Annotated in this window: 11 protein-coding genes; 4 read left to right on the top strand and 7 right to left on the bottom strand. The window is 54.9% G+C overall.

Translation table 11 applies throughout. The features are described 5' to 3' along the window. Positions 1–801: 801 nt before the first annotated feature. Both JHD74_RS18135 and JHD74_RS18140 read right to left on the bottom strand, forming a co-directional pair. Complete coding sequence (locus JHD74_RS18135; protein ID WP_199063219.1) at positions 802–1329, bottom strand: MFS transporter; 528 nt, start codon at positions 1327–1329, stop codon at positions 802–804. Positions 1330–1336: 7 nt separating this feature from the next. Then, on the bottom strand, positions 1337–2986 hold the full coding sequence (locus JHD74_RS18140; RefSeq protein WP_199063220.1) for an MFS transporter: 1650 nt from the start codon (positions 2984–2986) through the stop codon (positions 1337–1339). Here JHD74_RS18140 and JHD74_RS18145 point away from each other — a divergent pair, their 5' ends adjacent. Both JHD74_RS18145 and JHD74_RS18150 read left to right on the top strand, forming a co-directional pair. Then, positions 2987–3880: a LysR family transcriptional regulator gene (locus tag JHD74_RS18145; protein ID WP_074031241.1), complete on the top strand. Its 894-nt coding sequence runs from the start codon at positions 2987–2989 to the stop codon at positions 3878–3880. It abuts the gene before it with no gap. A 150-nt stretch (positions 3881–4030) separates the two neighbouring features. Then, positions 4031–4936, top strand: a complete 906-nt coding sequence (locus tag JHD74_RS18150) for a LysR family transcriptional regulator (protein ID WP_199063221.1) — start codon at positions 4031–4033, stop codon at positions 4934–4936. Positions 4937–4950: 14 nt separating this feature from the next. On the opposite strand, the gene JHD74_RS18155 is transcribed toward JHD74_RS18150, so the two are convergent. Then, on the bottom strand, positions 4951–5607 hold the full coding sequence (locus tag JHD74_RS18155; protein ID WP_021806837.1) for a DedA family protein: 657 nt from the start codon (positions 5605–5607) through the stop codon (positions 4951–4953). 604 nt (positions 5608–6211) lie between these two features. Between JHD74_RS18155 and exbB the strand changes: the two genes are divergently transcribed. Next, positions 6212–7204: a tol-pal system-associated acyl-CoA thioesterase gene (exbB, locus tag JHD74_RS18160; RefSeq protein ID WP_080673357.1), complete on the top strand. Its 993-nt coding sequence runs from the start codon at positions 6212–6214 to the stop codon at positions 7202–7204. 3 nt (positions 7205–7207) lie between these two features. Continuing rightward, complete coding sequence (gene exbD, locus JHD74_RS18165; RefSeq protein ID WP_021179543.1) at positions 7208–7630, top strand: TonB system transport protein ExbD; 423 nt, start codon at positions 7208–7210, stop codon at positions 7628–7630. Between the two features lie 209 nt (positions 7631–7839). On the opposite strand, the gene JHD74_RS18170 is transcribed toward exbD, so the two are convergent. The 4 genes from JHD74_RS18170 to JHD74_RS18185 all read right to left on the bottom strand — a co-directional run bounded on the left by JHD74_RS18170 (position 7840) and on the right by JHD74_RS18185 (position 13160). Beyond that, positions 7840–8658 carry a shikimate 5-dehydrogenase gene (locus tag JHD74_RS18170; RefSeq protein WP_199063222.1) on the bottom strand — a complete coding sequence of 273 codons (819 nt, stop codon included), beginning with the start codon at positions 8656–8658 and terminating at the stop codon, positions 7840–7842. Between the two features lie 119 nt (positions 8659–8777). Continuing rightward, a complete protein-coding gene (gene abgT / locus JHD74_RS18175) occupies positions 8778–10304 on the bottom strand; it encodes a p-aminobenzoyl-glutamate transporter (protein WP_024529127.1) in 1527 nt (508 codons plus the stop codon). A 91-nt stretch (positions 10305–10395) separates the two neighbouring features. Beyond that, on the bottom strand, positions 10396–11847 hold the full coding sequence (locus JHD74_RS18180; RefSeq protein ID WP_199063223.1) for a M20 family metallopeptidase: 1452 nt from the start codon (positions 11845–11847) through the stop codon (positions 10396–10398). Next, entirely contained in the window at positions 11844–13160 is a 1317-nt protein-coding gene (locus tag JHD74_RS18185; RefSeq protein ID WP_199063224.1) for a M20 family metallo-hydrolase, read from the bottom strand. The genes JHD74_RS18180 and JHD74_RS18185 overlap by 4 nt, the downstream gene beginning before the upstream one ends. Positions 13161–13211: the final 51 nt, after the last annotated feature.

The following is a 13211-nucleotide window of genomic DNA, read 5'->3' on the forward strand; positions in this document are numbered from 1 at the left end:
CCCCCCCCCCCCCCCCCCCCCCCCCCCCCCCCCCCCCCCCCCCCCCCCCCCCCCCCCCCCCCCCCCCCCCCCCCCCCCCCCCCCCCCCCCCCCCCCCCCCCCCCCCCCCTTTTTAGATGTGTATAAGAGACAGGGTTTGATGGCTCATGAGTATGGACAGATTTTCCCGTCGGGAGGAATGTCAAAAATGTAAGGTGAGAAAAAGTGGGGGAATGAGTAGTACAACTACCTTTCAGTTATTAGGGCGTTTTTGGGGAGTGCATGCGCAACATGCCAAATAAGACTATGGTTGCCAGTATCGAAGCCGACAGCCTAAACAAGATAGGGCCTTTCTAATGATATTGTTGCCAGAGAGATCCACCAATACACTTCCCAAAGTCCCCCATATATACAGTATTCAGACGGCTATGACTATCTAGAGTTAACAAGTTGAAAATTCGGCTCTGGTTACTGATCTGCCCCAATTATATAGTGAGAAGCAGAGTAGGTTTGCGCCGATCAGCAGGCCGATCTTTTCGGGATAACCCATGAGTAAAAGGAAAGCTAGGAAACTCAAAAGAAGTGACGGAATGCTAATGGTGGTGGTGCCAAATCGATCACAAAGTCTACCTGCTGTTGGGGTGATGATCGACCAGAAGGCACTGAAGGTTGCAAAAACACTGGAGCCAAGAATACAGGACAAGCGCAACAAAGGTTCACCGCGGAATAGGTAGACCGTTGAACTCATCAGGTGTACATAGCTCAGCGAACTGTCTGCCTTTCGGCGCACCTGGAGTGAATAGGGTAGCATTACTGCACAAACTAGCATGCCAGCGCAGGCGCAGCGGTAAACAGCTTGCCACCCAAGTGGTCACTCAGGAAACTGGCGAATGGGCGATAGAGCAAGATGCCAGCGACTAGACCCGTTTGCAGTAGGGAGATGTTACGGCTACGTTTTTCCGGGGAAGAAAGTGAGGCGATATAGGGGAGTAGCACTTGTGAAATGCACGTGCCCATCCAGATCAACATGCTTACAACTGCTAGGCTGGCCAAGCTTTCTGCGACGCTGGATAGGCCAAGCATTAGTGTAGTCCAGAAGAGTAAGATCCGGTAAAGCCGATATGGGTTGAGGCAGTCTCCCAGTGGAACGATCATTAATATGCCGAGTGCGTAGCCTAGTTGGGAAGCTGTGGCTACCCAACTGACTTCAGTAACAATTACCCTCATGGTATCGGCAAATACAGGAAGCAGTGCTTGGTTGAAATAAACGTTTGCGACGGACAGGCCACAAATCAAGGCCAGTCCTGTCAGAGCTAAAGGAGAAAGTTCGATGCTTGATTTAGAAGCCATACTCGTTTCAGCCCCTATCTGTGTCAGATATGGGCGGAGTTTTCTTTTGTACTGGTGAAACTGTAATTGTATTAGAGTGGCCCAGAAAGAAGAATGCTGCACCAGCTGATATGATGGTAAAAATGATTAGCATTATCAGTAGATTACTGAATCCTTCTTGATAAGCGGCAAGGACAAGAGCATGGTCTAGATTTTGCGAGAGGCTCATATCCCCCATGATTAGGCGTTGGACCAGCTCGCTATTATCATTCTGCGGTTGCAGCCTAAGGAGGCTGCTGTTGACCAGGGTAGTGAGCATGGCAATGGAGATTGCAAGTGCTATACCTTCACCAGCGACACGCGTGGTGTTAAAAATTCCAGCGGCCATGCCTGCTTGTTCTTTGGGGACAACGTTTACCGCTAGCCCATCCATTAGTCCCCAAGGAAAACCAGCTCCGATACCGATGATCAGCATGGCAAAAATCAACTGCAGGTGATCGCCGATAGGGACTCGACTGAGGATATACAGCCCTGTGGCCGCCAGCAGAAAACCGAAGCCAGAGAGGGAGCCCGCAGAGATCCAACGGGTCAACCAGGCAGCCAGTAACGGCACCACCAGCATCGGTGTCGAAAGTGCCAGCATGACCAAGCCACTTTGTATGGGGGAAATACCTTCAACGCCGATCAGCCTGAATGGCAGCAGCACTATCAGAACGATGTAGCAATAGCAGGTTCCTAACGGAAGTAACTGGACACCGATGAAACGTGTGCGCCTGAGCAGGCTGAGTTCGAGCATCGGCTCTTTTGAGCGTAGCTCGATAACCACGAAAGCAATCAAGCAAGTCAGCGCGCTGATAAGTAAGCTCACGATCAACGATGAACCCCATCCAGCTTGCGGGGCGAGGATGATCCCGGTGGTGAAAAGTACGAGCATCGCTGAAAAACTCGCCAAACCTGGAAGATCCAGCTTTTGAGCCTGAGGATTCTTGCTTTCGTGCATCTGTGAAACGGCGGCGATTAGTGCCGTTGCAGCGAGTATTGCGGTGGTAAAGAAGATCGAACGCCAGCCGAATTGTTCAATCAGCGCACCAGTAATCATTGGACCAAATGCCAGGCCGAGGCCGAAGGTCGTTCCCAGCAGACTAAAGGCTCGGGTTCTGTCATGCCCTTCGAACTCTTGTGCCAGAGCGGCCGAACCGCTAGCGAGTGCCGCAGCGGCTGCTATCCCCTGAACTGCCCGCAATATATCCAGCCAGACAATGCTGGTGGCATTGGCCAGAAGTAAGCTGACGATGATGAATAGCAGAAGGCCCTGGGTGAATATGCGTTTGCGGCCATAAATGTCCGAAAGCGTGCCGGCGGCCATGAGTAGGCTACCGAAACTCAGCATGAACGCGTTGGTTACCCAGGCTTGGGCAGATGGGCTGGCGTTGAAAACCTTGCTGATGGTTGGGGTGGCGACGGCACCCCCGGTGAAACTCAGCGGTAATACCAGGGCAGCTAGGCAAATAGCACCGAGAACGTAGTAACGACCTTTTTGTAGGGAGTGATCGGAATTATTACCCATTGCGTAATCCCTCATTTTTGTAGCAATCTGGGAAACTAAATCTATAGAGGTCGCAATGTTTAATAAATGGGTTAAAACTCCGCTTATAATGAACAAAAAGGTCATAATCATATGGAGAGTCTCACCAGCATCCTCTCGTTCGTGAAAACCGCAGAATCGCTGAGCTTTGTCTCTGCCGCACGTGCCATAGGCATTTCCGCGACGGCGGTAGGAAAGAATGTTGCGAGGCTTGAAGCGTCTATGAACGTTCGCTTGTTTCAGCGTAGTACCCGCAAGGTTAACCTCACTGTTGAAGGGGAAATGTTCTACGAACGATGCCGGAAAATCCTTGATGACTTACAGGACGCTGAGGCCATGCTGTCGCACTCTGTTCAAGCTCCCCGAGGTCGCTTGCGGGTCAGTCTGCCCACTATCGGGTACCGCTTTCTGTTACCAATGATGCCTGACTTCCGCAAAGCCTACCCAGAAGTTGAGTTAGAGTTGGATTTCAACGATCAACTCGTTGATCTCATCGATGATGGGTTTGATGTGGTGATACGAAGCGGCGACCTTGTGGACTCGCGGCTGATGTCGCGCAGGCTTGGGCCTTTCCGTTTTGTTCTTTGTGCCGCCCCTGGTTATCTGCAACGTAAAGGGCGACCTGAGAAGTTACCCGATCTGGAGTTGCACGATTGCCTTCGTTACCGTTTTGTTACGACAGGTAAAATCATGGACTGGACATTAACGGCAGACCCGGAAATAACCCGGTTGCGCCTAAATTCTTCCCTGACGTTGAATAATATGGAGGCAATGCTTATGGCGACCATTGACGGGCATGGCATTGCTTACATGCCTGATTTTCTGGTTAAAGACGTGTTGGCTAGAGGTGAACTGGAAACGTTGCTTGATGGTTATACTAAGGAGCAGGGGATTTTCTGGGCCGTCTGGCCCTCTAGTCGGCATCTATCACCAAAGATTCGGGTTTTTGTGGATTTTATTTGCAGTCAACTATTCAAGCATGGATAAATAGCCGCAACCCACAGATTCGTGGTATAGGGGCACTGTATGCTACGTCTGTCTAAATAATCAATGGATTAGCTCAGACCGAACATGTTCGACCTCTACCATTTCGACAGTATTGCCACTTTGTCATTTTTTTCTTAAAGGCTACAAAGAATGAACGACCGATTAAGCGGCATTTCGGTATTGGTCAGCGTGGTGGAGGCGGGCAGTTTTGCGCTAGCGGCCAACAGGTTGCATCTCTCCCGTTCGGCGGTGGGCAAAACTATTGCCCGGCTGGAGCAACGGTTGGGTGTGCGCCTGTTTCACCGCACCACCCGCAGCCTGAACCTGACTGACGATGGCGCGCTGTTCTATGAGCGTTGTTTACGGGCGTTGGAGGAGATCCGCGTCGCAGAGAACCTGTTGGAAAGTGGTAAGCGGCAGGTCAGTGGCCGGTTGCGGGTCTCGATGCCGGTGCTGATTGGCCGCCTGTGTATCGCGCCGGTGCTTACCGCATTGTCGCGTGAGCATCCAGGATTGGAACTCGATCTGTCATTTAGCGATAGGGTGGTGGATTTGGCTGAGGAAGGATTCGATCTGGCGGTGCGTAATGGCCCTTTGCCGGACAGTGCCGGGCTGGTGGCTAGAAGGTTAGGAGATAACCGCATGACCCTATGCGCCTCGCCGGAGTATCTGGCTCGTTGTGGTGTCCCAGACAGCATTGAGGAGCTGCCCCAGCACGATGCCATCGCTTATCGCTACGCCTCAATGATACGTAGCTGGTTGATCCCGCAGGCAGATGGAACAACGCGAGAAGTGATGCCAAAACCTCGCTTGCTGATGGACGATCTTCAGGTGATTGCCGACGCGTCGGTGGCCGGGTTTGGCATTGCCTGGCTGCCATGCTGGCTAATCCGTGATGCCTTGCTGGAAGGCCGATTACAGCAGGTATTGGGGGAGGTACCGGGGAAAGACTTTGAAGTGCATGCCGTCTGGCCGCTCACGCCGCATTTACCCTTGAAAGTGCGGCTGGCGGTGGATGCGCTGGTCAGCCACCTGCCCGCGAGGATGGCGCTATAGTCGCGCCACCTGACTCAGGAGGCGCGTTTTTTACGCCAAACGACCAGCATCACGCCCAGCAGTCCAACGACCAACAGCACCATCGGCAGGATCATCAGCCCGGCCATCACCTGATCTTCGTGGCGTTTAACCAGCGGGATTTGGCTAAAGGCATAGCCCAATGTGACTACCGAACCTACCCACAGCAAGCCGCTGAGCCAGTTAAAGATTTGAAAACGGGCGCTATTGAGGCCCGAAATACCGGCCATGGTAGGCAATAGGGTGCGTACAAATGCAAGGAAACGGCCAATCAGCAGAGCGACCAGGCCGTGGCGGTTAAACAGCATGTGTGCGCGCTGGTGGTATTGCGCCGGTAGCTGTAGCAACCAGCCTTTCACCACCGAGGTATGGCCAAGCCATCGTCCTTGCAGATAGCTGAGCCAACAGCCAAGGCTGGCGGCGACCGTCAGAATAATCAGCGTGGGGATAAAGTTCATCACGCCTTTGGCAATCAAGGCTCCGGCCAACAGCAGTAAGCTATCTCCGGGCAGGAAGGAAGCGGGCAACAAACCGTTTTCCAAAAACAAGGTGGTAAAAAGGACGGCATAAACCACCCAAATCACGCTGGGATCGGCAAGTGCAGTAAAGTCTTGCGTCCACAGTGCGTGAACAATCTCTCTTAATACATCCATTTTTTATCCTGAGGTGCCTGGGCTGACTTTCTATAGGCTACCGTGCTGTCATAGCCATGCTCACCGGTAAATTTAGGCCACACACGGCGGTGAGGCCCAAGAGCACAATATAGTGTACCGCTATTAGCTTAAGCGGACATTAAACAGAGCATAGAAAATGTGGCAAAGGCCGTAAAACTCGGAAAAAGTACAGACGACCGTTGGGATGGCCAAGTTAAACGCCGTAAAACCTCGTGCCTTACTGTGTGATTTTATTCTAGCCACTCCTCATCAACCGGCGACTCTACGTAGATACTTTGCCTACTGCGTTCGTCTGGTCATCCAATAGGCATTTTCCCGCAGTGATGGCGTGAATTATTGACACCATTTATGGCCTGTTGGGGTAAAAAGCCGCAGTTCGAGTGATGATTTTGTTAGCATTATGGGTAGGCAATGTTATGCCAAACGACGCGCAAACCCTGATAGTGACTGGGGGTGTATCATTTTTTGCTCGTCGATGCGTAATTCTTCAAATAATAATGATAACTACTATCAATCCCTGATTGGTTTGATATGATCGCACGCTGAATTCTTCCTTAAATGTTGAAATAGGTGGAGGCACAGCGTGAAAACGGCTGGCAAAATGACAAATCTAAGTGCTCAGGGCGCAGGCCGTGGGCAATGGGGCGCATTGGGGCGCAGTGTGATCGCCTCACTGGTATTGGTGGTGGGGTTGGCGGGCAACGCTCAGGCGGCTCCGGCCACTGCACCAGCAGTCGCTGAAAGCGTTGCCGCGGCAACGACACCGGCCACACCAACAGCGGTAACCCCTGTGGCGGGTACCCCGGAAAATATCACCCCGGTTAATCCTGAACCGACCATCCAACCGCCTGAAACGCGTGGTATGGACCTTTCCGTCTGGGGCATGTATCAGCACGCCGATATCGTGGTGAAAATCGTGATGATTGGCCTGGTGCTGGCGTCTATCGTCACCTGGACCATTCTGTTTGCCAAAGGCAGTGAGCTGTTTCGTTCCAAGCGCCGTCTGCGCCGTGAGCAGTTGGCGCTGGCCGACGTGCGTTCGCTGGACGATGCCTCCGAACTGGCGCAAAGCTTCTCGCAAGAGAGCATCAGTGCGGTGTTGCTGCAAGATGCGCAGAACGAACTGGAGCTGTCGGCGGCTTCTAACGACAACAACGGCATTAAAGAGCGTACCGGTTTCCGTCTGGAACGCCGCGTAGCGGCCTACGGGCGTCAGCTGGGGCGTGGCAATGGCTTCCTGGCCACCATCGGCGCCATTTCACCGTTTGTCGGCCTGTTCGGCACCGTATGGGGCATCATGAACAGCTTTATCGGCATTGCCCATTCGCAAACCACCAACCTGGCAGTGGTTGCCCCGGGGATTGCGGAAGCCTTGCTGGCCACCGCGCTCGGTCTGGTTGCAGCTATCCCTGCGGTAGTGATCTACAACATCTTTGCTCGCGTTATTGGCGGCCACCGTGCTCAGGTGGGCGATGTGGCGGCGCAGGTGCTGCTGCTGTTGGGCCGCGATCTGGATCTGGCGGCCTCGGCCGATGCCAAACGTTCGCAGCATGCGCACCAACTGCGGGTGGGGTGAGTTATGGCGATGCGCTTAAATGAAGATCTGGACGACAGCGGCGAACTGCATGAAATCAACGTGACGCCGTTTATCGACGTCATGCTGGTGCTGTTGATCATCTTTATGGTGGCTGCGCCGCTGGCAACGGTAGATATTCGTGTCGATCTGCCCGCCTCTTCCGCTAAACCGCAGCCGCGTCCGGAAAAACCGGTGTTCCTGTCGGTGAAGGCAGACAAGCAGCTGTACGTGGGTGATGAGCCGGTGACGGCGGAACAACTGACGGCGGTGCTGGATCAACGCACGCAGGCGAATAAAGAAACCACCATCTTCTTCCAGGCGGACAAGACCGTAGATTATGAAACGCTGATGAGCGTGATGGATACGCTACGCAAAGCCGGCTACCTGAAAGTGGGGCTGGTGGGAATGGAAGGCGTGGCCAAGTAATCTGAAACTCAGCCATTTCCTCTTCTTCGGGTTGCCTAACTCGAGGAAGAGGGCGCTATTACCTGTTTATCCCCGCGAAATCTGCCCCCTTCTCCCCTAATTCCCATGATATTGCTGACAACCTCAATCGACTTAACCCATTGATTATTTCAACGGGTCAGCCTGCAGCGCCCCTACGTGGTGAGCCGGTTGATATTTTCTCGGGCTATTTAGCCACGAGCATGTGCCGCAGCACGGGTGATTTGCTCATCGGTGGGGCGCACGCCGGTGTACAACACAAACTGCTCCAAAGCCTGTAGAGCGATCACTTCGGCACCTGTCACCACCTGCAAACCCTGCTCCCTTGCATAGCGGATCAGCGGGGTTTCTGCTGGCAGTGCAACAACGTCGAAGGCGATCTTGGCAGTCTTGATAGTGGCCGGTTCAAAGGCCAACTGCTCGGCTTCGCTACCGCCCGCCATGCCGATCGGCGTGACGTTAATCACCATCTCAGCCTGCAAATCGCCCACTTCTGGCTGCCACTGATAACCATATTGCGCTGCCAGCGCCTGGCCCGCCTGTGGGTTGCGCGCAATGATATGGCCGTTCTTGAACCCGGCATCGCGCAGGGCGGCGGTCACCGCCTTGGCCATACCGCCGCTGCCACGCAGAGCAAACGAGGTGGTCGGGGGGATCTGGTATTTCGCCAGCAGTTTGGCGATGGCGATATAGTCGGTGTTATAGGCTCGCAGGAAGCCGTCGTCGTTGACGATGGTATTGACCGACTCAATCGCCGTGGCCGACGCATCCAGCTCATCAAGGAACGGAATACAGCTCTCCTTGAACGGCATGGAAACCGCACAGCCGCGAATACCCAAAGCGCGCACGCCGCCGACCGCTGCCTGAATATCTTTGGTGGTGAACGCCTTATAGATGAAGTTCAGATCCAGTTCCTGATACAGATAGTTGTGGAAACGGGTGCCGAAATTGCCAGGCCGACCGGCCAGTGACATACACAGCTGCGTATCTTTGTTGATTTCACGACTCATAGCAGGTCCTTAGCGCATTGAAATAAGTGTCCCCACCGGCTAGCAAGCATCCGGCGGGGATAATCGGTTCAGCTTACGCCAAAAGACGGGTTATTGAGCACAATTTTTTCGGCATTGGTTTACCCCATTTTCGGGTAGACCCCAGGCCCGATAGGCAGCCCCAGTAGGTACCACACCACCAGCAGCAGGGTCCAGACGGTGAAGAATACCAACGGATAGGGCATGATCAGCACGTAATAGGTGCCGAGTTTGGCGTCTTTCAGGTAGCGCTGCAGAAAGCCAAGGAATAGCGGCAAGAAGGGCGACATCGGTGCCAGCGGTAGCACGGATGAGTCGGCGATGCGGAAAATCATCTGAGCGAAGGCCGGATGAAAACCCAACAGCATAAACATCGGCACGAAGATCGGGGCCAGGATCGACCAGATGGCGGAGCCGCTGGCAATAAACATGCACAGGAAGGCAGACAGGAACATCAGGCCGAGGAACGCCGGTGCGCCGCTCATTCCGGCCGCCTCCAGCAGATCCGTCAGGCCGATGGCCATAAACTTGCCCATGTTGCTCCAGTTGAAGAACGCTACAAACTGCGACAGCGGGAACACCATGACGATAAAGCCCGCCATGTTCTTCATCGGCTCGACCAGTTGGTTGGGGATATCGTCCGGGCGTCGGATGCTCTTGGTGACGACGCCGTAAGTGATGGCGACGGTGAAGAAGAACAGGATGATGATCGGCACAATGCCTTTTATAAAGGGGGAAGGGATCACCGAGCCGGTTTGCGGATCGCGCAGTGGGGCACCCTCTGGCACTACCAGCGCGGCCATCACGGCGATAAACACCAGCGCGGCGATACCGCTCATCATCAGACCACGGTTTTGTAATGGAGTGAGCGCTTCAAGTTTGTCATCGGAGGTGCCTTGCCATTTTGGTAGCCGTGGCTCGATAAATTTATCCGTTAGCAACGCGCCGGTAATGGTCAGTACGATCACCGAGGTGGCCATAAAGTACCAGTTATCGATCACGCTGACGTGGATTGCGCCGTCAACCGCTTTGGCCGCTTCGGTACTGATGCCGGAAAGCAGCACATCGGTGGTGACAATCAGCAGGTTGGCGGTAAACCCCGAGCCGACACCGGCGATCGCCGCCAGTAGCCCGGCAATGGGGTTACGCCCGACGGCCAGGAAGATCAACGCCCCCAACGGCGGCATTACCACCAGCGCGGCATCGGAGGAAATATGGCTGAAGAAGGCGATAAACAGCACCATATAGCTGGCGTAGCCGGCGCTGACGTGTGAGGCCATTTTGTACATCAGCGCCTGCAACAGGCCGACCTTTTCCGCCAGACCGGCACCAATCACCAGCGCCAGGATCGCGCCCAATGGCGCAAATCCGCTGAAGTTGTGGATGATATTGGGGAGGATCCATTGTATTCCCTCCACGCTCAGCAGATTTTTTACCTGGATCATTTCCCCGGTAGCCGGGTTTTTCACCACCAGGCCCAACCAGGAAATGAGCGCGGTGGCGAGCATTAACACCACGATTAAATAAACGAATAACAGGAAGGGATTGGGAATTTTATTACCGATACGTTCTACCCAGTAAAAAATACGCCCGGGGCTTTTATTGGCGGATGATGCTATCTCACTCATGATATTACCCTCTTGTCCGTAATCAGATTTTTATAGTTTTAGGGATCGCGATGGTGATCTGGCTCGGAACGGGAGCCAGAACGGCCGGGATTTACTTCAAAGGCGTAGGTTTCACCCCCGCAGGGATGGGGCATTGGTATGGCTGTTCGGCACGTTGCTGACGGAACTCCTCGCGGCAAGCGTTCAGCAAGGTGTTATCGCTCAGTAAAGCGACGGCGGTAGCGGCCATCACTTTACCTGCCAGGCACATGCCCTTATGGGCTATTGAGGTGCGGCCCTGGGCGACCAACTGCCAGGTATGCAACGGCGTCCCAAGAGCAAAGCAGGGGCTGAAGCACTGGGCCGTTGGCGTGACCCAACTGACGTCGCCGACGTCGGTAGAGCCGTACAGGATTTCTTGTGACTCCACGTAGGGGGAGACCTCGTCCATCAACACCTTATCGCCCAACTGCCGTACCCATTCCTGCCCGGCCACCCCGCCAGTACGTGAAATGTTCAGTTTGGCATTACGCAGGTCGTCTTTACTGAGCGTTTGGCGGATCTCCGTGGCAAAACGCCGCTCTTCATCGTTGTAATCCGGCAAGCCGAAATCACACACGTACTGATACATCGCCTTTTCCAGGCGGCGATTGGGGACGTAGTTGGAACAGGCTTTTTCAAAGTGCACCGTCATCTGGGTGTCGGTCATCAGCGCTGCACCTTTGGCAACGTTGACCAGGCGCTGGTAAATATCCTGCACCTGATCGAGCTGAGGAGCGCGTACCAGGTACAACACTTCGGCATCGGCCTGCACCACGTTGGGGGAACTGCCGCCGGTATTGGTGACCGCATAATGCAGCCGGGCTTCCTGCACGATATGTTCACGCAGAAAGTTGGCTCCGGTGTTCATCAGCGTCACGGCATCCAGCGCGCTGCGGCCGAGATGTGGCGAGTTGGCCGCGTGAGCGGCGACGCCCTTGAAGCGGAACGCGGCCTGAATATTGGCCAGGCTGCTGGTGTTGAACATGCCGCTGAAGCCTTCCGGGTGCCAGGTGAGAGCGGCATCCACATCGGCGAACAGCCCTTCACGGACCATAAAGGTTTTACCAGAGCCGCCTTCTTCTCCTGGGCAGCCGTAAAAGCGTATCGTGCCGGTTAACTGTTGCTGTTCCATCCAGGCTTTAACCGCAAAGGCCCCGGCCAGTGCAGCGGTGCCGAGCAGGTTATGCCCACAGCCATGACCATTGCCGTTTTCCACCAGCGGAGACGGGGTAGCACAGCCTGCATGCTGGCTCAGGCCGGCCAGCGCATCGTATTCACCCAATAAGGCGATCACCGGATGGCCGCTACCGAAGCTGGCAATAAATGCCGTTTCGATACCACCGACGCCGCGTTCAACCTCAAAACCCTCTTGTTCCATGGCGTTTGCCAGTAGCTCGGCGGAGTGGGTTTCGGCAAAGCGGGTTTCCGGATGATCCCAGATCTCATCGCTTAAGGCACTGAAACGGGCCTGATGGCTATTGATGTAATGGTGAATAAAAGAGACCAGTTCCGGCTGTTTCATTCTGCGCTCCCAAAAGTCGGTAGGTTCAGTGCCAGGCTGGCCAGCGTTTTTACCGCCACGGTGAGGACCTGCTCGTCAAAATCAAATTTCTCGTTGTGATGACCGGCGCTGAGTTCGCAACCGAAAATCACATAGGTTGCTTGCCCACCGTGAGATTTCACCCGTTCCATCATGTAGGTGGCATCCTCAGAGCCCGCTGCCTGCTCGCGGCGATCAACGACTGAACTAAGTTCGCTGATGCTGAGTGCCTGGCGATGGATGTAATCCACCCAAGGTTGCGTCGGCTGGCTGCTTTGTGCTGCGCCCATCAGGGCGATGTCGTATTCCACCCCGTGCATGATGGCGGCCCCTCGGATGACGTTGAGCGCTTGTTGGTAAACAAACTCGTTGATCTCATTGGTGGCGCCGCGTGTCTCTACCTTCATAAGGGCGCTGTCTGCGATGACGTTACGGCCGGTGCCTGCTTGCAACACGCCAACGTTTATACGTGAGCTGCCTTCGCTGTGACGAGGGATGGCATACAGCCCAACGCAAGCCTGAGCCGCTGCCAGCAGCGCATTGCGGCCATCCTCGGGTTTGGCACCAGCATGGGAGGCCACGCCACGGAAAGTGACGTCCAGCTTGGTGGTAGCCATAAAGCTGTCGCTGCCGCACACCAGTTCCCCGGCCGGTACGCCGGTGCCGATATGCACGGCGGTAAAGAAATCGACGTCATCGACCACGCCGGCTTCCACCATCGATTTGGCCCCGCGAGTACCTTCCTCGGCCGGTTGGAAGATCAGCTTGATGCGGCCATGCAGCTGTGGCTCCAGGCTCTTGAATACCCGCGCCAACCCCAGGCCGATGGTGGTATGCCCATCGTGCCCGCAGGCGTGCATCATGCCGCTATTGCAGGAGGCGAAACCTTCACGAAATGGCAGATGGTCGGGATGCAGCAGTTCGTTGAGATCGAGCGCGTCCATATCGACGCGAAAGGCGATGGTGGGGCCAGGGCGGCCGGTATCCAGCGTGGCGACAATGCCGGTAAACCCGCCGGAAAAGAAGGGTAGCCACTTCGCCAGGGCACCTTGTTCGATGGCTCGCTGTTCCTGCGCCGCCAGGATTTGTGCAGAGGGGAGTCCCATGCGGGCTTCGGCGTTGATCACCTCGTGGCCAAGTTGCAACTGGTAACCTAATCGATCCAACTCTTCCGCCACCAGCGAAGCGGTACGAAATTCAAGCCAGCCGGATTCGGCATGATGGTGGAAGTCACGGCGCCAGGCTTGCAGTTGCGGATACAGTTCGGTCACCAACGTTGAAAGCGGAGTGTTCATAGCAGTTTTCCATTAGTTATCACGCCTTGAATGAAATTCAGGCAGCAGTGG

Source organism: Serratia sp. ASV30, assembly GCF_016428815.1.
GTDB lineage: Bacteria > Pseudomonadota > Gammaproteobacteria > Enterobacterales > Enterobacteriaceae > Chania > Chania fonticola_C.

What these genes read in the sequence shown, in the direction of transcription:
- JHD74_RS18135 (WP_199063219.1), bottom strand. Translation starts at nt 1,329, where the DNA reads ATGGCTTCTAAATCAAGCATCGAACTTTCTCCTTTAGCTCTGACAGGA.
- JHD74_RS18140 (WP_199063220.1), bottom strand. Translation starts at nt 2,986, where the DNA reads ATGATTATGACCTTTTTGTTCATTATAAGCGGAGTTTTAACCCATTTA.
- JHD74_RS18145 (WP_074031241.1), top strand. Translation starts at nt 2,987, where the DNA reads ATGGAGAGTCTCACCAGCATCCTCTCGTTCGTGAAAACCGCAGAATCG.
- JHD74_RS18150 (WP_199063221.1), top strand. Translation starts at nt 4,031, where the DNA reads ATGAACGACCGATTAAGCGGCATTTCGGTATTGGTCAGCGTGGTGGAG.
- JHD74_RS18155 (WP_021806837.1), bottom strand. Translation starts at nt 5,607, where the DNA reads ATGGATGTATTAAGAGAGATTGTTCACGCACTGTGGACGCAAGACTTT.
- exbD (WP_021179543.1), top strand. Translation starts at nt 7,208, where the DNA reads ATGGCGATGCGCTTAAATGAAGATCTGGACGACAGCGGCGAACTGCAT.
- JHD74_RS18170 (WP_199063222.1), bottom strand. Translation starts at nt 8,658, where the DNA reads ATGAGTCGTGAAATCAACAAAGATACGCAGCTGTGTATGTCACTGGCC.
- abgT (WP_024529127.1), bottom strand. Translation starts at nt 10,304, where the DNA reads ATGAGTGAGATAGCATCATCCGCCAATAAAAGCCCCGGGCGTATTTTT.
- JHD74_RS18180 (WP_199063223.1), bottom strand. Translation starts at nt 11,847, where the DNA reads ATGAAACAGCCGGAACTGGTCTCTTTTATTCACCATTACATCAATAGC.
- JHD74_RS18185 (WP_199063224.1), bottom strand. Translation starts at nt 13,160, where the DNA reads ATGAACACTCCGCTTTCAACGTTGGTGACCGAACTGTATCCGCAACTG.